Here is an 18901-nt window from a genome sequence, read left to right as displayed (position 1 = left end):
AACCAGAACACCTCGCAGCACAGCGCACGCCAGAATCCCAAGGGTGCACCGGACCCGCACCGCACGACCCGGACGTTGCACATCGGCCCGTACTTGTGCATGATCCGCGCCGTCGACTCCAGCCTCATGAACTCCTTGTACTTGTCCTTGAACGCATCGATCCGCGCGATCCGCCAATGGCTGACCAGCAGATCCCCGCACCCGTGGTAGCTGTCCAGGTCCTCCATGACCGTCACCTTGGACAACCGCTCGCCCGACTCCAGGCGGCTCAGATAGCTCTTGTCGTAGCCGGTCTCGTCGGCCAGCTGGGCCAGCGACTTGCCCGACCGCTCGCGCAGGAAGCGCAGGGTCCGCCCGAGCACGTCCCGCCCGGTGACCCGTTCCGCGTCGGCTTCTTCCGTCACGGCATCCCCTCCTGCTTGGGGAGGTCTCCGACTCCACTCCGGGGGCGACCTGCCCGTCAAAGGCCCAGCAGGCCATCGCCAGCGGGCCCAAGGCAATGCTGCCGTCGATGCTCGCGGCCCGTTCCTCATTCAGGGTCCAGTACGCCTGGTGCAGCTTCAATGCCTCGACGAGGCCCGAGGAGAAGCCGTCCCGGTCGCCGGTGCTGCGGTTGCGGCGGATCAGCAACTGCCTGCTCCCGGGCCGGGGGTCGGTGAGGTCGATGACAGCCCAGTCGGCAGCGGTCGGGGTCGGAGGTCCAGGAACGCGGAACATGGAGTTCCCGGTCTACCGCGGCGTGCCCGCGTTGGCCGGCGTAGACCAGGTAGACGGCGACCTGGGCGTTCTCGATCCTGCCTGCGGCGCCTGCAGGCCGAGTCCCAACTTCCGTGCCCGGCGGCGGGATTCGACCCGCGTGAACCGTCCCGCTATCTGGCTCATCAGGCCCTCGAACGCCTCCTGCCAGCGGGCAGGGTTTACGCTGTGACCTGCGGCCACCGCATGATCTTCAGTCTTCACACGCCGATGATCAACGGTGGCCGCACCCGTCTCCACAGCGCGTCAGGGTCGCGCAGCGTCTTTCTGCCGTCCTATGTCTGGAGGACTTGTGCAACGTGGCGAAGTCTGGTGGGTCCAGTTCGACGAGCGGAGGTTGGTCGTACTGCTGTCGGGAGACGACGCGTCCGGGATCCGGGTGATGCAGGTCGTCGCTCCGGCGGGCGTCGACATCAGCGGTCTGGGCATCGAAGTGATGGTGGGCGCCGGTGAAGGACTGCCGTTCGAAGGCGTGCTACGGCTCGCGTTCCCGCGTCCAGGCTTCACTCCTTGCACGTGGCTGACCACTGTGTCACGGGACGACCTGATAGAGCGGGCGGCCGTCCTGTCCTCCGCGAAGCTCAGCGAGATTGACGATGCCCTCCGACTCGCCGAACAAGCGCAGGAGCAGACCCCGGCGACGACCGCGAAGCTCAGCGAGACAAGGGACGCCCTCCGTCTCGGCGAACTCGGGTAGAGGGAGAAGGAGCCGACGCCCGCGACGGCTGGGCGGTCTCGGCCAGATGATCGACGCTGGCCGACTGTCGCCTCGGCGCCCTTCACTATCGAGATCACGATCTACGGCTGGAGTACCAAGGGGGAAGCAGGGGTCATGTGTCAAATTCTCCGACCCATGAGCGGATCAGCAGATGTCGAGGCAGATATTCAGACTCGACTTCCACAGGGAATCCGTTGTCGAATGCCATGCAGGCTATAGCGAGCGGTCCTAGAGCTACGAGAGCCTCGCCACTGAGTGCACGCGCCTCGTCGCCAGCCCAGTAATCCTTGTGCCGAGTAAGAGCTTTTGCAGGGACTGGTTGAATTCGTCCGCTCTACTCCGGTTACAGAGCTGGAAGAGCTCCATCGGAGGATAGGGCTGCTTGAGCATGGTATCCGCGTCGGCGTACCGAGGAACCGTATCATCCGTGCCGCGGATAGCGGTGGCGAGTTTGTCCCACATTTCATCGTCGACCGCGTCAGCACGATAGACGTCCGAAGTCTCAAGCCGTTCAAGCGCTCGCTGACTCCCCTTTTCAGCGGCACCATGACCTCGTCCGCGTTGTCGCGCCTGAACTTCGGCGGAGCCGAGGCGGTGCTGGAGGACAGCAGGGCCGGGGAGCGGGCGCTGAGGTTTGCGCTGCGGCGGGTCGTGGAGTCGCTGCGCGACGTGCTCCGCATCGCGGTCAGCCGCGGGACGCGCATCCGGGAGGGCAGGCCGGGATGACCGCCGGAGGTGGCGGACAACGTGGCGACCGGCGTGGGCGGGACGGTGACGCCCCCTGAGCGAGCGGGACACCCGCGTCGAGGGCCCGGCACCGCCGACTGCGCCGAGGGCCCGGCACCGCCGCAACCGCGGAGTGCCGGGCCCGATGGGGAGTGCCGGGCCCATATGGGAACCTCGGTCCCCTTACTGCACCGACCGTGAACCGGTTACTGGACGACCGTGATCCGGTCCGCCGTCGGCGGTTCGATCGGGTCGGACGCCGACGAGTTCGCCGTCAGGTACTGCTCCAGCGCGGCCAGGTCCTCCGCGCCGACCAGTTCGTTCGCGCCCTCGCCCAGCGTCGGGAAGCCGTCGCCGCCGCCCGCGAGGAAGCTGTTGGTCGCGACGCGGTAGGTGGCCGCCGGGTCGATGGGCGCGCCGTCGAGACGGACGGAGTCGGTGACGACGCGGTCCGCGCCCGACTTCGTCAGGTCCAGGGTGTAGGTCAGGCCCTCGGACACCTGCAGGATCTTCGGCGCCGCCTCGTTGGCGCCGCTCACCTGCTCCTTGAGCACCTGGATCAGCTGGGCGCCCGTGAAGTCCTGCAGGTTCACCGTGTTGGCGAACGGCTGGACGGTGAAGCCCTCCGCGTACGTCACGACACCGTCGCCCTCACCGGCCGAGGCGGTGTACGTGAGCGGGGCTCGGATGCCGCCCGGGTTCATCAGGGCCAGGTCGGCCTTCGGGTCCTGCTCGCGCGCGTGGGCCAGCTGCGCGTCGGCGATCAGGTCACCGAGCGGGGACTCGGTGCCGTCGCGGGATATGTCGGCGGAGATGTGGCCGATGGGGCGGTTGCCGATGGGGGCGGCCAGCGCGTTCCACTTGTCGATCAGCCGGGTCATGTCCCGCGCCTTCGGGACGTCCCGGGTCACCACGTGGTTCGCCGACTGCACGGCCGTACGGGCGATGTCGCCGGTCCAACGGTCGTACGTCAGGGTCGTGTCCGTGTAGAGACGGCCGTAGGACGCGGCGGAGGTGACCATGCGGGGCTTGCCGGACGGGTCCGGGATGGTGCAGACGTACGCCGCGTGGGTGTGGCCGGTGACCAGCGCGTCCACCTTCGGCGTGACGTTCTCGGCGATCTCGGCGATCGGGCCGGAGATGCCGTCGCCCGCGCCCGGGGAGTCGCAGTCGTAGTTGTAGGCGGACGACGCCGGGAAGCCGCCCTCGTGGATGAGGGCGACGATCGACTTCACGCCCTGGCGCTGCAGCACCCGGGCGTACTTGTTGATCGTCTCGACCTCGTCCTTGAACTTCAGGCCCTTGACGCCGTCCGCGGAGACGATGTCCGGGGTGGCCTCCAGCGTCACACCGATGAAGCCGACCTTTACGCCGTGCTTCTTCCACACCCAGTACGGCTTGAGGATCGGCCTGCCGGTCTTCTCGTCGAGGACGTTCGCGGCGAGGTACGGGAAGTCGGCGCCCTTGAACCGCTTGTCGGTGTAGCAGCCGTCCGTCGGGTGGCAGCCGCCCCGCTGCAGCCGGGCGAGCTCGGTCGCGCCCTCGTCGAACTCGTGGTTGCCGACGCTGGTGACGTCCAGGTCGAGCTTGTTCAGCGCCTCGATGGTCGGCTCGTCGTGGAAGAGGCCGGACAGCAGCGGGGAGGCGCCGACCATGTCGCCACCGGCGGCGGTGACGGAGTAGCGGTTGCCCTTGCGGGCCTCGCGCAGATGCGTGGCCAGGTACTCCACGCCGCCCGCGTCGATCGTCCGCGTGGTGCCGTCGTGCTGGAGCTCGGTGACCCGGCCGGAGGAGCCGGCGGGCGGCTCCAGGTGGCCGTGCAGGTCGTTGAAGGAGAGAAGCTGGACGTCCTGGTAGCGGCCGGGCCAGTGCCAGTGGTGGCCTTTGCCGCCGTGGTCCCGGTCCCGGTCGCGGTTCTCGCCCGCGCTCGCCGTGGCCGTCGACGGAAGTGCGGCCGCGGCGAGCGCGCCGACGGCGACGACCCCGGCGGCGAGCGCGCGGAGACGGCGGCTGCTGCTGCGGCTCGCCGGGCTGCTGCTGCCGCGTCTGCGGCGCGGATCGTGCGGCTGTTCTGTGGCTGGCATGCGCCCCCCTGTGGGTCTGCGTCAGTCAGAGGGCCGAGAAGTCGGCCCGACGGCGCAGCCTAGAGTCAACGCGCGTAGCGCAACAGGGGGTTCCGGTTACGTCCTGATTTCCACCGGCCGTCGGCCCCGGTTCCGCCCGCCTCCCGGTGCCGCCACTTTTCCCGGCGCGCACCGTACCCTCGTACGCATGACCAGCGACGACTTCGCACGGCCCGGCCGCACCCGCTCGATCGAGACGTACGCCGAACTCACCGCGGAGCAGACCGAGGCCGTTCTCGCCCTCCTCGCCGAGGCAGCCCGGTACGACGGTCAGCCGGCCGTGTCCGAGCAGGGTCGGCTGCAGTTGCGCGGCGGCGCCCGCGACGGCGTCTCCCATCTGCTGCTCACCGCCGGCGACGAACTCGTCGGCTACGCCCAGCTGGAGGACACCGACCTGGTGGAGCCGCCGGCCGCCGAGCTGGTCGTCCACCCCTCGCACCGCGGTCAGGGGCACGGGCGGGCGCTGGGCTCGGCGCTGCTCGCCGCCTCGGGCAAGCGGCTGCGCGTGTGGGCGCACGGGGGCCATTCCTCCGCCCGCCATCTGGCGCAGGTCCTGGGCCTCACCCTCTTCCGTGAACTGCGGCAGATGAGGCGTCCGTTGGCCGGCATGGAGCTGCCCGACCCGGTGCTGCCGGAGGGTGTGACCGTACGGACGTTCGTGCCGGGGCAGGACGACGCGGCCTGGCTCGCCGTGAACGCCGCCGCGTTCGCCCACCACCCCGAGCAGGGCTCCCTCAGCCGGCGGGACCTCGACGACCGCAAGGCCGAACCGTGGTTCGACCCCGCGGGGTTCTTCCTCGCCGAGCGGGCGGGGGAGCTGATCGGTTTCCACTGGACCAAGGTCCACGCGGACGAGGGGCTGGGGGAGGTGTACGTCCTCGGTATCCGGCCGGACGTCCAGGGCGGCGGCCTCGGCAAGGCACTCACCGGCATCGGCCTGCGGCACCTGGCGGGGCTGGGACTGCCCACGGCGATGCTGTACGTCGACGCCGACAACAAGGCGGCGGTGTCCGTCTACGAGCGGCTGGGCTTCACGACGCACGAGACGGACCTGATGTACCGCACGGAGACGTGAGGACGGAGCCCCACGCCCCCGCGCTCTCACTCCGCTGCGTCGGTACGGCCGGTCGACTCCCGATGCGAACGGTCCCCGGTACGGCCATGCACTCCGCTGGAAGTGCCGCGACATGCCGTCGCTCGTCTGCGGTGCCGTCGTGGCTGGTCGCGCAGTTCCCCGCGCCCCTTCAGTTCTCCGCGCCCCTTCAGGGCGCTGCCGAACCGCAGCGGACTTCGCCCGACCTGCTCAGTTCCCACGAGGTGCGACCGGTCCCGGTGCGACCGGTCCCGGGTGCAGCCGTGCCGGGTACGGCCGGTCCCCGGTACGGCCGGTCCCCTCCGGGTACACCACTTCACTCCCGGCGGGGCCACGCCACGGCCCCCAGGGCCACACCGCCACCAGAGGGCTACGCCACCGCCCGTACGCCCGCGTCACTCCTCGCATGAGTCGGCGCTCCCCGGCCCGGGGACCCCCAGCAGCTCGGCCGCCCGCGCGGTCGTCACCGTCGGGGAGGTCAGCTCGCCCCAGTGCCTACGCACCTGGGCCGCCACCTGCCCGCCGTCCGGCCGTTCGAGGAGCCGTCGTACGACGTCCGTCTGGCCCTCCGTCATACGCAGCGGCTCGGTGTGCGACAGGACGATCGCGGAGCCGGTGACGCTGTCGTCGAGGCGGACCCGGCGCAGCACGTCCAGGGGGTCGTCCTGCCAGCTCAGCGAGAGCCACATGACGGTCACCATCCGCCCGTCGCAGAGCTCGCCGCCCGCCTCCTCACTGCCCGCGACCAGCGTGGCGGCGACGGCGGTGGAGAACTCCGGCACCCGGTTGCCGCCCCAGGCGGTGCCCACGGACACCTCGCCCGGTCGCGCGGCCGGGGCGATCGCGGAGTCCGTCTCCAGGCCGTAGCGGGCCTCGATCCGCTGCCGTACCAGCAGCGGCCGCTCGTGCGCGGACCCGCCGGCGAGGGACTGGACGCGGTCCGCGACCTCGGCCCACGCACCGGCCCTGGGCACCCACTCGGGGAACGCACAGTACGTGTGCCGCCCGCGCTCCACGCACTCCTGCACCTCCTCCGGGGCGGCCGAGGCCCGCTCCCGGGCGGCGGCGAGCCCCGACGGCACGGCCACCGTCTGGGCGACGGCCCCCACCAGCCCCATCACCAGCGTCACGGCCACCCCCGCCCGGACGGCCGGGCCGCGGCCACCGGCCGCCAGCACCGCCAGGAACCCCGCGCACAGCGCCACACCCGCCAGATACAGCGCGTGCCAGCCTGCGGGACGCCCCAGCAGCTCGGACGGCAGAGGCTGTACGCCCCACTCGGAGACGACCGGAGCGAGCCACTCCGTCCTCGCCCCGCCGATCGACAGCACCCCGGAGCCGAACACGAACAGCAGGCCCACGGCCAGCAGCGGCGCCGCGAGCGGCGCCGGAACCACCCGGGCCAGCAGCACCCCGACCGCCCCCAGCAGCAGCACCGTCAGCGGCCCCACCGCCAGTTCGGCGGGCGAACCGTGGCCGACCGCCCCCGGCCGGAGGGCCGCCCAGGCGAACTGCCCGGTCACGCACACCGCGGTGAGCAGCGCGACCGGTACGACGGACAGCACATGGGCGGCGGTACGGGACGCGGCGGGCAGGACGAGCACGGAGAGCTGCGCCTCGGTGCCGTGCCGCCGGGGCCGCAGGGCGGCGTGGTTGGCGGCGAGCAGCACGGCGAGCGCGACGAGCATCGGCCCGGCCTGCGTGGCCCGGTCGGCGTCCTGGAGCGCCGGATACCCGTCCCAGGCACCCCGGTCACGCCACACGACCCAGCCGGCGTACGCCAGGAACGCGCCGACGACGAGCACGTTCCGCAGCAGCCGCCGCGACTCGAAGCGGGCCAGCGCGACCACGGCCCGGGCCCCCGACCGCTGTCCGTCCGTCTCCGGAACCGCCTGCAGCACGGCACTCACGCGGCCACCCCCGCACCCGCACCGTCGAGAGCGAGGAGATAGCCGTCCTCCAGGGTGGGTTCGAGGAGCTCGGCGCCGTCCGGCGGGTCACCCACGTTACGGAAGGTCCCGGTCCCGGTACGCCACCCCGCCCTGGCCCCCGGATCGCGTTCCGTACTGCTCCACACCCGGCCGTCCGCCCGCGCGGTCAGCTCCTCGGGCGTGCCGTCGAACCGCACCGCGCCGCGGGCCAGGACCAGCACCCGGTGGCACAGCATCGCCACGTCCTCCGTCTGATGCGTGGACAGCAGCACGGTCCGCCCCTCGCCGGTCCCCGCGATCAGTTCGCGGAACCGCATCCGCTGCTCGGGGTCCAGGCCGACGGTGGGCTCGTCCAGCACGAGGAACCCGGGGTCACCGACGAGCGCGGCGGCCAGTGCGACCCGCTGCCGCATACCGCCCGACAGTTTCCCGATCCGCCGCCCGCGCACCTCGCCGAGCCCGACCTCCTCCAGCACCCGCCGCACCTCGCGATGGCGCGCGCCCCGGTCCGTCAGCTCCTTCAGGATCGCGACGTAGTCGACGAACTCGAATGCCGTGAACTCCGGATGGAACCCCGGCGTCTGCGGCAGATACCCGAGCCGCCGCCGCGCCTCCTGCCGCCCGCGGGCCGTGCCCGGATCGTGCCCGAGCACGGTGAGCGCGCCCCGGTCGGCGCGCAGGGCGGTGGCCAGTACCCGCAGCAGGGTGGTCTTGCCGGCCCCGTTGGGCCCGAGCAGCCCCGTGACGCCGGGGCTCAGCCGCAGGGAGACGTCGTCGAGCGCGCGCGTGCGGCCGTAGTGCAGGCCGAGCCCGTCGGCAGAGACGCTGGTGATCACAGAGCACTCCCGGAGAAGGACCGAAAACCAAAAGAAGGAGAAGTGTCGAAGCGCTCCCGGGCAGCGAACACCACCGCCGCACCGGCCACCGCCACTCCCGCACAGACGGCCTGCCCGACCCCGGTGAACGGCGCCAGCGCACCCCCGTCCCGCACCGCGGCCGCGACGGCCAGCAGCCCGGCCCACGCACCGCCCACCAGGGACGGCGCGACAAGGGCCCCCAGCCGGGGCGTCAGGGCCAGCCCGGTCGCGGTGAGGGCGAGCGCGGGCAGCAGCCAGCCCAGCGCCCGCATCCCGTACCCCGGGAGGGCCAGCGTGGCCAGGCCGTTCAGCCCGATGCCCGCGACCAGCACGGCGACGGTACGGATCATCAGCAGCCGGAAGCCGTGCATCGGCGCCACCACGGCCATCTCGTACGTCGGATCCAGCGCGGGCCCGTACGACAGGGCCACGCCGGCCAGCGGCAGCAGCGGCGCAAGGGCGAGGAAGAGGGTCGGCGCGGAGGCGTCCGCCGGGGCGACCGCCACGGACATCACCAGTACGGCCGCGACCGCGGCCAGCCATGACCGGCGCAGCACCGGCGTCGCCGCGAGCAGCCGCGCGGTGTGGCCGGCGACGCCGAGCCGCACCAGCAGCCCCTCGAGCCGGCCCGGCCGGGGCGCGTCCAGCTCGGCGTCCAGCCGCTCCCAGCCGGCGTCGAGCGCGCCACGGTCACCGACCGCGGCCAGCGCCTCCCGGCACGGTGCACACCCGCTCAGATGTGCATCGGCGGACCACAGCGCCGGCGGGGCCAGCTCCCCCCGCCCGTACGCCCGCAGATCGTCGTCCGGAACATGCCAGGTCATGCCAGCGCCTCCCGCAACTGCTTGCGGGCCCGCATCGCCCGCGTCTTCACCGTGCCCGGCGGGACACCGAGCAGGACGGCGGCCTCCCGGGTGGTCAGCCCGTCGATCACCGTGGCCTGGAGCACCGCGCGCAGTTCGGGTGACAGCCGGACCAGAGCCCCTGCGAGGTCGCCGTGCTCCACGCCGGCGAGGACCCGGTCCTCCGCGGAGGCCTCCTCGCGGTGCCGCAGCCGCGCCAGGGCCTGCCGCAGCCGGCCGCGGGCGCCGTCGCCGCGCAGTGCGTCGATCAGCCGGCGTGACCCGATCCGCCACAGCCAGCCGGCCACGTTCCCGTCCTCCCGGTACCGGGCGCTGCCGCGCCACACCGCGAGGAACGTCTCCTGTACGACGTCGTCCACGACCCCGGGGTCGGCGCACCGGCTGCGCAGCCGGGCCCTCAGCCATGGGGCGTACCGGCGGTACAGCTCCTCGAACGCTCGCCGGTCACCGTCTTCCGCGACGGCGCGCAGCAGCTCGCCGTCGCTTCTCGCTTCGCTCACGTCTCCTCATCGGACGCCCCCTCCGGAACGGTTCACACGATTCCGGAACGGCTCACACGATCCCAGACCCCGGCGGGACCTGCGCCCGGCGCACCCGCCGCCGGACCGACGGAGGCACCCCGTGAGCCGCCCCCCGCTATCCCGCACGTCATGTCCTTGTAACCGTTGATTCAGCCAGGCTTGCGACGCTCGCCGAATGAAGCCCGTCGTGCCAGAGCCCTCCCCTCCCCCGGAGCGCCGCCCGGAGAACGGAGAGGCGCGCAACGCCAGCGCGCTCCCGTCCGTACTTTCCGACGCGCCCCTGATGCTCGCGGCGCGGAACAATGGGTCCATGAGCCAGTCGCACACCCAGGCCGAGGCCCCGCAGACGCAGAGGCAGGCGCAGCAGCACCCGCAGCCCTCCGTGGGCTCCATCGCCGCGCACCGCCCCCACACGGTCGCGGCCACCGTCTCCGACCTGGAACCCGACATCGACGCCGATCTCGACGCGTACGAGGAGTCCCCGGAGGCCCTGGGGGACGCCAACGGCACGGCCCTCCCCCAGGGCCGCTTCCTCGACCGGGAGCGCAGCTGGCTCGCGTTCAACGAACGCGTCCTCGAACTGGCCGAGGACCCGGCCACCCCCCTCCTCGAGCGCGCGAACTTCCTCGCGATCTTCGCCAGCAACCTCGACGAGTTCTTCATGGTCCGCGTCGCCGGCCTGAAGCGCCGCATCGCCACCGGCGTGGCCACCCGCTCCGCCTCCGGCCTCCAGCCCCGCGAGGTGCTGGAGATGATCTGGGCCCGCTCCCGCGAGCTGATGGCCCGGCACGCCGCCTGCTTCCACGAGGACGTCGCCCCGGCCCTCGCCGAGGAGGGCATCCACCTGGTCCGCTGGAACGAGCTGGCCGAGAAGGAGCAGGCCCGCCTGTTCACCCTCTTCCGGCACCAGATCTTCCCGGTCCTCACCCCCCTGGCCGTCGACCCGGCCCACCCCTTCCCCTACATCTCCGGCCTCTCCCTCAACCTCGCGGTCGTCGTCCGCAACCCGGTCACCGGCCACAAGCACTTCGCCCGCGTCAAGGTCCCCCCGCTGCTCTCCCGCTTCCTGGAGGCCTCCCAGGGCCGCTACGTCCCCATCGAGGACGTGATCGCCGCCCACCTGGAGGAGCTGTTCCCGGGCATGGAGGTGCTGGAGCACCACGCCTTCCGCCTCACCCGCAACGAGGACCTCGAGGTGGAGGAGGACGACGCCGAGAACCTCCTCCAGGCCCTGGAGAAGGAGCTCATGCGGCGCCGCTTCGGCCCGCCCGTCCGCCTGGAGGTCGAGGAGAGCATCGACCGCGAGGTCCTGGACCTCCTCGTCCGCGAGCTGAAGATCAGCGAGGCCGAGGTCTACCCCCTGCCCGGCCCCCTCGACCTCACCGGCCTCTTCCGCATCGCCAGCATCGACCGCCTCGAGCTGAAGTACCCCAAGTTCGTCGCCGGCACCCACCGCGACCTCGCCGAGGTCGAGTCGGCCACCCCGCCGGACATCTTCGCCGCGCTGCGCAGCCGGGACGTCCTGCTGCACCACCCGTACGACAGCTTCTCCACCTCCATCCAGGCCTTCCTGGAGCAGGCGGCCGACGACCCGGACGTACTGGCGATCAAGCAGACGCTGTACCGCACCTCCGGCGACTCCCCGATAGTCAACGCGCTGATCGACGCCGCCGAGGCCGGCAAGCAGGTCCTCGTGCTGGTCGAGATCAAGGCCCGCTTCGACGAGCACGCCAACATCAAGTGGGCCCGCAAGCTGGAGGAGGCCGGCTGCCACGTCGTCTACGGTCTGGTCGGCCTGAAGACACACTGCAAGCTCTCCCTGGTCGTCCGGCAGGAGGGCGACACCCTGCGCCGCTACAGCCACGTCGGCACCGGCAACTACCACCCGAAGACGGCCCGCCTCTACGAGGACCTCGGTCTGCTCACCGCGGACCAGCAGGTCGGCGCGGACCTCTCCGACCTGTTCAACCGCCTCTCCGGCTACTCCCGCCGCGAGACCTACCGCCGGCTCCTCGTCGCGCCGAAGTCGCTGCGCGACGGCCTGGTCTCCCGTATCCACAAGGAGATCCAGCACCACCGGGCCGGCCGCCCGGCCTACATCCGGATCAAGGTCAACTCGATGGTCGACGAGGCCGTCATCGACGCCTGCTACCGCGCCTCGCAGGCGGGCGTCCCGGTGGACGTCTGGGTGCGCGGCATCTGCGCGCTGCGCCCCGGTGTGCCGGACCTCTCGGAGAACATACGGGTCCGCTCCGTCCTCGGCCGTTTCCTCGAGCACTCCCGCGTCTTCGCCTTCGGCAACGGCGGCGAACCCGAGGTGTGGATCGGCAGCGCCGACATGATGCACCGCAACCTCGACCGCCGTATCGAGGCCCTGGTCCGGGTCACCGACCCGGCCCACCGCGCGGCCCTGAACCGGCTGCTGGAGACCGGCATGTCCGACACCACGGCGTCCTGGCACCTGGGCCCGGACGGCGACTGGACCCGGCACGCATCCGACGCGGACGGCCAGCCCCTGCGCAACATTCAGGAGATGCTCATAGACGCCCGGAGGCGCCGGCGTGGCACAGCAGCACCTTGAACCGACGGACCCCACCGCCGGTCCCGTCTCCACGGACGCCCTCGAGGCGTATCTGAAGGCCCAGGCCACGGAGTTCCTGCGCGCCCTGCGCCAGCACCGGGAGTCCGGCGCGGGCGCGCACGGCGGGAACGGCTCGGAGGGGTCGGCGGACGCGGCCCGGGCCCTGCGCCGCGCGGCCCGCAGGATCAGCGGCAGCCTGCACACCTTCCAGCCGCTGCTCGACACCGACTGGGCGGAGAGCATGCGTCCGGAGCTGGCCTGGGTGTCGGGCACTCTGGCGCAGGAGCACGCGTACGCGTCCCGTCTGGAGCGCCTGCTCCAGGCGCTGCACCGGCTGTCGGGCTCGGCCGCGGCGCTCCCGTCGCAGTCCTCGGGCAGGCCCGCCCCCGGCGCCGCCCCCGGCAGCACCGCCACCCGCGACACCGGTGAGAACCCCGGCACCGATACCGACACCGGCACCGACCGCACCACCGACCGCACCACCGGCACGGCGCCCCGCCCGCCGCGCCAGGCCGCCGCCGACCGGGGCGGCCCCACCGAACGCGGCAACCTCACCGTGGGCGCGGCCAAGGCGGGCGCCCTGCTCGACCGCCAGCTCACCCTGGCCCGCACCCGGGCCCACTCCACGGCGCTCCAGGCCCTGGGCTCCTCCCGCTTCCACGCGGTGGCGGACAAGGTCGCGGTCCTGGCGAGCGAGGTCCCCCTGGCAGCACGGCCGACCGCCCCGAGACCACCCATCGGCCCGCAGTCGCCCCCGGGCCCGCAGTCGCCCACCGACTCCAGGCCCCCGGCCGCCCCGAAGCATCCCGCCGACCCCAACTCCGCCACCGGCCCCAAGCCCCCCACCACCCGCCGGCCACCCCGGACGGCGACCACCCCCACCGCGAAGCATCCCTCCTCCACCGACCTCCGCCCCTTGGCCGCCGCCGCGGCCGACCGCCTCGCGGACGCCGTCGCCGCTCTCCCTCTGGTCACCGCGGGCAGCCCGTACAACGCGGAGGCCCTGGTCCACGGCCTGTCCCCGGATCCGTCCCCGCACCCGCAGGACGCCCCCTGGCACCAGGTCCGCCTGCTGCTGCGCCTGCACCGCTACGCCCGCGAGGTGCTGCTGGGCGAGGACGCCCCGGTCGACGCCCGGCTGCTCTCCGCCGGCCAGGCGCTCAACCGGCACCGCGACGCCTCCGAGGCCGCCGCGGCGGCGGCCCAGGCGGCCCGTACACCCCGGATCGCCCCGGCGACGGCGTACGCGCTCGGTGTGCTCCACGCCGACCAGCGGCATGAGGTGGAGGCGGCGCGGTACGCGTTCCAGAACTGCTGGCAGAAGGAGACGGTCGGCACGGCGTAGCCGGCCCGGGAGGGGCGCCCCGGACCCGCAAGGGGCCCCGACCCAAGCCCCCGGCCCGACCCAAGCCCCCGGCCCGACCCGGGCCTTGGGGCCGGGCCCCGGCCAGGCAGCCGGCCCGGACCGCAAGCCCGCAGCCGCCGGCTCCCGGCTCCCGGCCCGGCCCCAAGGCCCGAGGAGGACGACCCCGAGGTGACCACTCCCGAGGACCCACGGAACGACACCCCTGCCCAGCCGGTCCAGCCCGCCCAGCCGGGGCAACCGACGCAACCCACCCCGCCCGGCGTGCAGCCCGCAGTGCAGCCCGTGCAGGCCGCGGGCTGCGTCCTCTGGCGCCGCTCCCCCGTACCCGGCGAGCCGGAGATCTGCCTGGTCCACCGGCCGAAATACGACGACTGGTCCCACCCGAAGGGCAAGCTGAAGCGCGGTGAGGCCCCCCTCGCCGGGGCCCTGCGCGAGGTGGCCGAGGAGACCGGCCACACCGCGGTTCCGGGCGCTGAGCTGCCCACGTCGTCCTATCTCGCGGCGGGCCGGCCCAAGCAGGTCCGCTACTGGGCGGCCGAGGCGGTGTCCGGCACGTTCGTCCCCGGCCGCGAGGTGGACCGCATCCTGTGGCTGACACCCGTCGCCGCCCGTGCCCGTCTCACCCAGCCGAGGGATCGGACGCTTGTTGACGCCCTGCTCGCCGCCCTGCGTCTGGCATAGTCGCCCGGAATCCCCCCGTGTCCTCAACGTAAGCGTTCCGTGACCTCACCGCACCGTCCCTATGGGTTCACCTCCCGTTCATTTACGCCCACAAGCGGCTTCACCTGTTCTGCCTAATTTCGGCCTTACCCGATACGGGCGCATCCCGGAAACGCGCACGTATCAACCTGTCCTCGCACGCCGCCGAATCAGGTCGGCGGCTCCTGGAAGGAACTCCCTCAAGTGAAGCTTCAGCGCAAGAACCGGCGGGCCCTCGCTCTCGGTGCTCTCGCCGTCTCCGGCGCCCTGGCCCTCACGGCGTGCGGCTCCGATGACACCGGCGGCAACAGCAACGGCAGCGGCGACGCCTCCGCCACCGCGCAGGCCGGCAACATCGACTGCGGCGACGCCAAGGGCCAGCTGCAGGCCTCTGGCTCCTCCGCCCAGAAGAACGCCATCGACGCGTGGGTCAAGCAGTACTCCGCCGCGTGCAAGGACGTGCAGGTCAACTACAACCCGACGGGTTCGGGCGCCGGCATCACCGCGTTCCTCCAGGGCCAGACCGCGTTCGCCGGCTCGGACTCCGCGCTCGACTCCGAGGAGATCGAGCAGTCCAAGCAGGTCTGCAAGGACGGCCAGGGCATCGACCTGCCGATGGTCGGCGGCCCGATCGCGGTCGGCTACAACGTCCCGGGGGTCGACAACCTCGTCCTGGACGCGCCGACCATGGCCAAGATCTTCGACAGCCAGATCAAGAACTGGAACGACCCGGCGATCGCCAAGCTCAACCCCGACGCCGAGCTGCCCGACCTGAAGATCCAGGCCTTCCACCGCTCGGACGAGTCCGGCACCACCGACAACTTCACCACGTACCTCCAGGCCGCCGCGCCCGACGAGTGGAAGTACGAGCCGGGCAAGTCCTGGGAGGCCGAGGGCGGCCAGTCCGCGCAGGGCTCCTCCGGTGTCGCCCAGCAGGTCAAGCAGACCGCCGGCGCCATCTCCTACATGGAGCTGTCCTACGCCAAGGACGGCATGAGCACCGTGTCCGTCAAGACCGCTGCCGCCGAGCCGGTCGCGGCCACCGTCGAGAACGCCACCGCCGCCATCGGCGCCGCCAAGGTCGTCGGCCAGGGCAAGGACCTCGCCCTGGAGCTGGACTACACCCCGTCCGCCGAGGGTGCCTACCCGATCGTCCTGGTCACCTACGAGATCGTGTGCGACAAGGGCAACAAGGCGGAGTCCCTGCCCGCCATGAAGTCCTTCCTCAACTACGTCTCCTCCGAGGACGGCCAGGCCCTGCTGGCCGACGCGGGCTACGCCCCGATGCCCGAGGAGATCATCACCAAGGTCCGCGACACCATCGCGAACCTGAGCTGACCTGAGTGCGGACCGGCCCCCGGCACCGGGGGCCGGTCCGCACCGTCCGGTGCACCGCCGCCAGGAGCCTCCCGCAAACCCGGGCGGCTCCACCCGAGCCGCCGCGTAGGACGACGGCTCCGCAGACCGGAGAACCTGATGGACATATCTACACAGACCACCAAAGCTCCCCAGACACCCCAGCCACCCGTGAGCAGGGGCAAGCGCGGCGCGCGCGGCGCCACCCGCCCCGGCGACCGGGTCTTCCTCGGGCTCTCCCGCGGATCCGGCATCCTGGTGCTGGTGATCATGGCCGCGATCGCGGCCTTCCTGACCTACCGCACCGTGCTCGCACTCGGCGAGAACGAGGCGAACTTCTTCACCAGCTTCGACTGGAACCCGAGCGGCAGCCCGCCGGAGTTCGGCATCGCGGTGCTCGCCTTCGGCACGATCGTCTCGTCGGTCATCGCCATGGCCATCGCGGTCCCGATCGCGGTCGGCATCGCCCTCTTCATCACCCACTACGCCCCGCGCAAGCTGGGCGGCCCCATCGCTTACGTCATCGACCTGCTCGCCGCGGTGCCGTCCATCGTGTACGGCCTGTGGGGCGCACTCGTCCTCGTACCGCACCTGGACGGCCTCTACGGCTGGCTGGACGACTACCTCGGCTGGACCGGCATCTTCGAGTGGCACGGCGGCGCCCCGCGCTCGCTGTTCACCGTCGGCATCCTGCTCGCGATCATGATCCTGCCGATCATCACCAACGTGAGCCGCGAGGTCTTCCGCCAGGTCCCGCAGACGCACGAGGAGGCGGCCCTGGCCCTCGGCGCCACCCGCTGGGAGGTCATCCGGATGTCGGTGCTGCCCTTCGGCCGCTCCGGCGTCATCTCCGCCTCGATGCTCGGCCTCGGCCGCGCCCTCGGCGAGACGATGGCCGTCGCCATGGTGCTCTCCCCGAGCTTCGACATCAACGCCAGCCTGCTCGACCCGGGCGGCGGCACGTTCGCACAGAACATCGCCAGCAAGTTCAACGAGGCCACCGTGATGGGCCGGGACGCGCTGATCGCCTCCGGTCTGGTGCTCTTCGTCATCACGCTGCTGGTCAACGGCGCGGCCCGCATGATCATCGCCCGCCGCAAGGAGTACTCGGGGGCCAACGCATGAGCCACGCATCCCTCACCGAAAAGCGCCCCAGCGCACTGCGCGGCGCCACCCTGCCCAAGTGGTTCCCGTGGGCGGTCGCCGCGGGCTCCATCGCCCTGGGCCTCGGCATCAGCGCCGCGGCCGGCCTGGGCAGCAGCATCCAGTGGGCGCTGATCGCCGCCGCGCTGTTCGTCATCGGCTCGTACGCCATCTCGGCCCGCGTCGAGGGCAGCCGGCAGGCCAAGGACCGCACCGCGACCAGCCTGGTCTGGGTCGCGTTCATCGTGGCCGTCATCCCCCTCGCCTCCCTGGTCTGGGAGACCCTCAAGCGCGGTGTGAAGGTCCTCGACGGGTACTTCCTCACCCACTCGATGGGCGTCGTCGCCGACACCGAGCCCGGCGGCGGCATCTACCACGCCATCCTCGGCACCCTGGAGCAGGTCGGTCTCGCCACCGCGATGTCCGTGCCGGTCGGTGTGATGACCGCGATCTACCTCGTCGAGTACGGGCGCGGCAAGCTCGCCAAGGCGGTCACCTTCTTCGTCGACGTCATGACGGGTATCCCGTCGATCGTCGCCGGTCTGTTCATCCTCAGTGTCTGGATCCTGATGATGAACATGGGCCCCTCCGGCTTCGCCGGCTCCCTCGCCCTCACGATCCTGATGATCCCGGTGGTGGTCCGCTCCACCGAGGAGATGCTCAAGCTCGTCCCGAACGAACTGCGCGAGGCGTCCCTCGCGCTGGGCGTGCCGAAGTGGCGCACCATCCTGAAGGTGGTCCTGCCGACCTCGATCGGCGGTATCACCACGGGTGTGATGCTCGCGATCGCCCGTATCACCGGTGAGACGGCCCCCGTGCTGCTGCTGGTGTGGGTGACGAACTTCATCAACGCCAACCCGTTCGAGGACCCGCAGGCGTCGCTGCCGATGTACATCTATCTTCAGTACGCCAACAGCGGTGGCTCCGGCGCGGCCTACGACCGTGCCTGGGCGGCGGCTCTGACGCTCATCGCGTTCATCATGATCCTCAACCTGGTGGCCCGCGGCATCGCCCGCTGGAAGGCCCCGAAGACCGGTCGCTGACGCGGCCACAAGTCAGTACCGTCAGCGACCCGAAAGAAGCAGTGATTCACATGGCCAAGCGCATTGATGTCAGCGGCCTCAACGCCTACTACGGCTCCTTCCTCGCCATCGAGGACATCTCGATGACCGTGGAGCCCCGCTCCGTGACGGCCTTCATCGGCCCGTCCGGCTGCGGCAAGTCCACCTTCCTGCGCACGCTCAACCGCATGCACGAGGTCACGCCCGGCGGGCGCGTCGAGGGCAAGGTCATGCTCGACGACGAGAACCTGTACGGCGCCGGGGTCGACCCGGTGGCGGTGCGGCGCGAGGTCGGCATGGTCTTCCAGCGGCCGAACCCCTTCCCCACGATGTCGGTGTACGACAACGTGGCGGCGGGCCTGAAGCTCAACGGCAAGTACAGGAAGTCCCAGCTGGACGACATCGTCGAGAAGTCGCTGCGGGGCGCGAACCTCTGGAACGAGGTGAAGGACCGCCTGAACAAGCCCGGCTCGGGTCTGTCCGGCGGCCAGCAGCAGCGGCTCTGCATCGCGCGCGCCATCGCGGTGGAGCCCAACGTCCTGCTGATGGACGAGCCCTGCTCGGCGCTGGACCCGATCTCGACGCTGGCCATCGAGGACCTGATCGGCGAGCTGAAGGAGCGCTTCACGATCGTCATCGTGACGCACAACATGCAGCAGGCGGCGCGTGTCTCGGACCGTACGGCGTTCTTCAACCTGGCGGCGGTCGGTCAGCCCGGCAAGCTGATCGAGATAGACGAGACGGAGCGGATCTTCTCCAACCCGTCGGTACAGGCGACGGAGGACTACATCTCCGGCCGCTTCGGCTGATCCCGCCGACTCCCTGATCCCCCCGCGGTGCTGCATGGCGGTGCCACCGCGAGGGCAACGGGCCCGCCCCTGGCTCCCGGGGGCGGGCCCGTCCGCGTCCAGGGTGCGGGGTGCGGGGTGCCTCCGGCGGTCGTGGCGGGTGGGGTGCCTGCGGCGGCCTGTGCGGGTGGTCGGGGGTGCGGGGTGCCCTCCGGCGGTTCGTGGCGGGTGCGGCGTGCGGGGGCGGTGCCTGCGGCGGCCTGTGCGGGTGGTCGGGGGTGCGCGTTGTGCCTGCGGCGGCCTGTGCGGGTGGTCGGGG

The 18901-nt window shown here is 71.8% G+C and carries 17 protein-coding genes and 2 pseudogenes; 10 read left to right on the top strand and 9 right to left on the bottom strand.

Annotated elements, in window-relative coordinates; translation table 11 throughout:
• From V5O46_RS30895 to V5O46_RS32045, 3 genes and pseudogenes are all read right to left on the bottom strand, one after another.
• Nucleotides 1-404 (bottom strand): helix-turn-helix domain-containing protein (locus tag V5O46_RS30895; protein ID WP_332888048.1); only part of this gene is annotated, 404 nt, incomplete at its 3' end.
• A 28-nt stretch (nt 405-432) separates the two neighbouring features.
• Nucleotides 433-717, bottom strand: a pseudogene (locus V5O46_RS32050) (Imm49 family immunity protein); the annotation flags it as partial.
• A pseudogene (locus tag V5O46_RS32045) lies at nt 677-811 on the bottom strand (transposase); the annotation flags it as partial. The pseudogenes V5O46_RS32050 and V5O46_RS32045, both read right to left, overlap by 41 nt.
• Before the next feature lie 237 nt (nt 812-1048).
• On the opposite strand from V5O46_RS32045, the gene V5O46_RS30885 reads away from it, so the two are divergent.
• The gene (locus V5O46_RS30885) at nt 1049-1453 is read left to right on the top strand and encodes a type II toxin-antitoxin system PemK/MazF family toxin (protein ID WP_332888047.1); all 405 of its coding nucleotides are present in this window, start codon (nt 1049-1051) and stop codon (nt 1451-1453) included.
• Between the two features lie 133 nt (nt 1454-1586).
• Here the strand turns inward: V5O46_RS30885 and V5O46_RS30880 are convergent, their stop codons facing one another.
• Entirely contained in the window at nt 1587-1799 is a 213-nt protein-coding gene (locus V5O46_RS30880; protein ID WP_332888049.1) for an Imm49 family immunity protein, read from the bottom strand.
• Nucleotides 1800-2020: 221 nt separating this feature from the next.
• On the opposite strand from V5O46_RS30880, the gene V5O46_RS30875 reads away from it, so the two are divergent.
• Nucleotides 2021-2200, top strand: a complete 180-nt coding sequence (locus V5O46_RS30875; protein WP_332888050.1) for a hypothetical protein — start codon at nt 2021-2023, stop codon at nt 2198-2200.
• Between the two features lie 206 nt (nt 2201-2406).
• On the opposite strand, the gene V5O46_RS30870 is transcribed toward V5O46_RS30875, so the two are convergent.
• Nucleotides 2407-4284, bottom strand: coding sequence for a bifunctional metallophosphatase/5'-nucleotidase (locus V5O46_RS30870; RefSeq protein ID WP_332888046.1), 1878 nt, complete (start codon nt 4282-4284; stop codon nt 2407-2409).
• A gap of 187 nt (nt 4285-4471) precedes the next feature.
• On the opposite strand from V5O46_RS30870, the gene mshD reads away from it, so the two are divergent.
• On the top strand, nt 4472-5398 hold the full coding sequence (gene mshD / locus V5O46_RS30865) for a mycothiol synthase (RefSeq protein ID WP_332888045.1): 927 nt from the start codon (nt 4472-4474) through the stop codon (nt 5396-5398).
• Nucleotides 5399-5811: 413 nt separating this feature from the next.
• On the opposite strand, the gene V5O46_RS30860 is transcribed toward mshD, so the two are convergent.
• Genes V5O46_RS30860 through V5O46_RS30845 form a run of 4 tightly spaced genes read right to left on the bottom strand, consistent with a single transcriptional unit; the run spans nt 5812 to nt 9567 of the window.
• Nucleotides 5812-7326: an ABC transporter permease gene (locus V5O46_RS30860; protein ID WP_332888044.1), complete on the bottom strand. Its 1515-nt coding sequence runs from the start codon at nt 7324-7326 to the stop codon at nt 5812-5814.
• Entirely contained in the window at nt 7323-8183 is an 861-nt protein-coding gene (locus V5O46_RS30855; RefSeq protein ID WP_332888043.1) for an ABC transporter ATP-binding protein, read from the bottom strand. The genes V5O46_RS30860 and V5O46_RS30855 overlap by 4 nt, the downstream gene beginning before the upstream one ends.
• On the bottom strand, nt 8180-9028 hold the full coding sequence (locus V5O46_RS30850) for a zf-HC2 domain-containing protein (RefSeq protein ID WP_332888042.1): 849 nt from the start codon (nt 9026-9028) through the stop codon (nt 8180-8182). Before V5O46_RS30850 ends, V5O46_RS30855 begins: the two co-directional genes overlap by 4 nt.
• Complete coding sequence (locus V5O46_RS30845) at nt 9025-9567, bottom strand: RNA polymerase sigma factor (protein WP_332888041.1); 543 nt, start codon at nt 9565-9567, stop codon at nt 9025-9027. The genes V5O46_RS30850 and V5O46_RS30845 overlap by 4 nt, the downstream gene beginning before the upstream one ends.
• 196 nt (nt 9568-9763) lie before the next feature.
• Here V5O46_RS30845 and V5O46_RS30840 point away from each other — a divergent pair, with 196 nt between their 5' ends.
• From V5O46_RS30840 to pstB, 7 genes are all read left to right on the top strand, one after another.
• Nucleotides 9764-12169 carry an RNA degradosome polyphosphate kinase gene (locus tag V5O46_RS30840; protein WP_332888040.1) on the top strand — a complete coding sequence of 802 codons (2406 nt, stop codon included), beginning with the start codon at nt 9764-9766 and terminating at the stop codon, nt 12167-12169.
• A complete protein-coding gene (locus V5O46_RS30835; RefSeq protein ID WP_332888039.1) occupies nt 12150-13514 on the top strand; it encodes a CHAD domain-containing protein in 1365 nt (454 codons plus the stop codon). Before V5O46_RS30840 ends, V5O46_RS30835 begins: the two co-directional genes overlap by 20 nt.
• Nucleotides 13515-13796: 282 nt before the next feature.
• Entirely contained in the window at nt 13797-14216 is a 420-nt protein-coding gene (locus tag V5O46_RS30830) for an NUDIX hydrolase (protein ID WP_332888038.1), read from the top strand.
• 222 nt (nt 14217-14438) lie between these two features.
• The gene (gene pstS, locus V5O46_RS30825) at nt 14439-15572 is read left to right on the top strand and encodes a phosphate ABC transporter substrate-binding protein PstS (protein WP_332888037.1); all 1134 of its coding nucleotides are present in this window, start codon (nt 14439-14441) and stop codon (nt 15570-15572) included.
• A gap of 138 nt (nt 15573-15710) precedes the next feature.
• A complete protein-coding gene (gene pstC / locus V5O46_RS30820; RefSeq protein WP_332888036.1) occupies nt 15711-16715 on the top strand; it encodes a phosphate ABC transporter permease subunit PstC in 1005 nt (334 codons plus the stop codon).
• Nucleotides 16712-17776 (top strand): phosphate ABC transporter permease PstA, encoded by a 1065-nt coding sequence (pstA, locus tag V5O46_RS30815; RefSeq protein ID WP_332888035.1) that lies wholly within the window; start codon nt 16712-16714, stop codon nt 17774-17776. The genes pstC and pstA overlap by 4 nt, the downstream gene beginning before the upstream one ends.
• A 50-nt stretch (nt 17777-17826) precedes the next feature.
• Nucleotides 17827-18603 (top strand): phosphate ABC transporter ATP-binding protein PstB, encoded by a 777-nt coding sequence (gene pstB, locus V5O46_RS30810; protein ID WP_332888034.1) that lies wholly within the window; start codon nt 17827-17829, stop codon nt 18601-18603.
• Nucleotides 18604-18901 lie beyond the last annotated feature (298 nt).

This window comes from Streptomyces poriticola, from assembly GCF_036689765.1.
GTDB classification, from domain to species: domain Bacteria; phylum Actinomycetota; class Actinomycetes; order Streptomycetales; family Streptomycetaceae; genus Streptomyces; species Streptomyces poriticola.
This window is presented reverse-complemented; position numbering and strand designations above follow the sequence as displayed.

Bases quoted from the DNA above. Each gene is read 5' to 3' on its own strand.
- V5O46_RS30840 (WP_332888040.1), top strand. From the start codon at position 9,764: ATGAAGCCCGTCGTGCCAGAGCCCTCCCCTCCCCCGGAGCGCCGCCCG.
- mshD (WP_332888045.1), top strand. From the start codon at position 4,472: ATGACCAGCGACGACTTCGCACGGCCCGGCCGCACCCGCTCGATCGAG.
- V5O46_RS30875 (WP_332888050.1), top strand. From the start codon at position 2,021: ATGACCTCGTCCGCGTTGTCGCGCCTGAACTTCGGCGGAGCCGAGGCG.
- pstC (WP_332888036.1), top strand. From the start codon at position 15,711: ATGGACATATCTACACAGACCACCAAAGCTCCCCAGACACCCCAGCCA.
- pstB (WP_332888034.1), top strand. From the start codon at position 17,827: ATGGCCAAGCGCATTGATGTCAGCGGCCTCAACGCCTACTACGGCTCC.
- V5O46_RS30850 (WP_332888042.1), bottom strand. From the start codon at position 9,028: ATGACCTGGCATGTTCCGGACGACGATCTGCGGGCGTACGGGCGGGGG.
- pstA (WP_332888035.1), top strand. From the start codon at position 16,712: ATGAGCCACGCATCCCTCACCGAAAAGCGCCCCAGCGCACTGCGCGGC.
- V5O46_RS30870 (WP_332888046.1), bottom strand. From the start codon at position 4,284: ATGCCAGCCACAGAACAGCCGCACGATCCGCGCCGCAGACGCGGCAGC.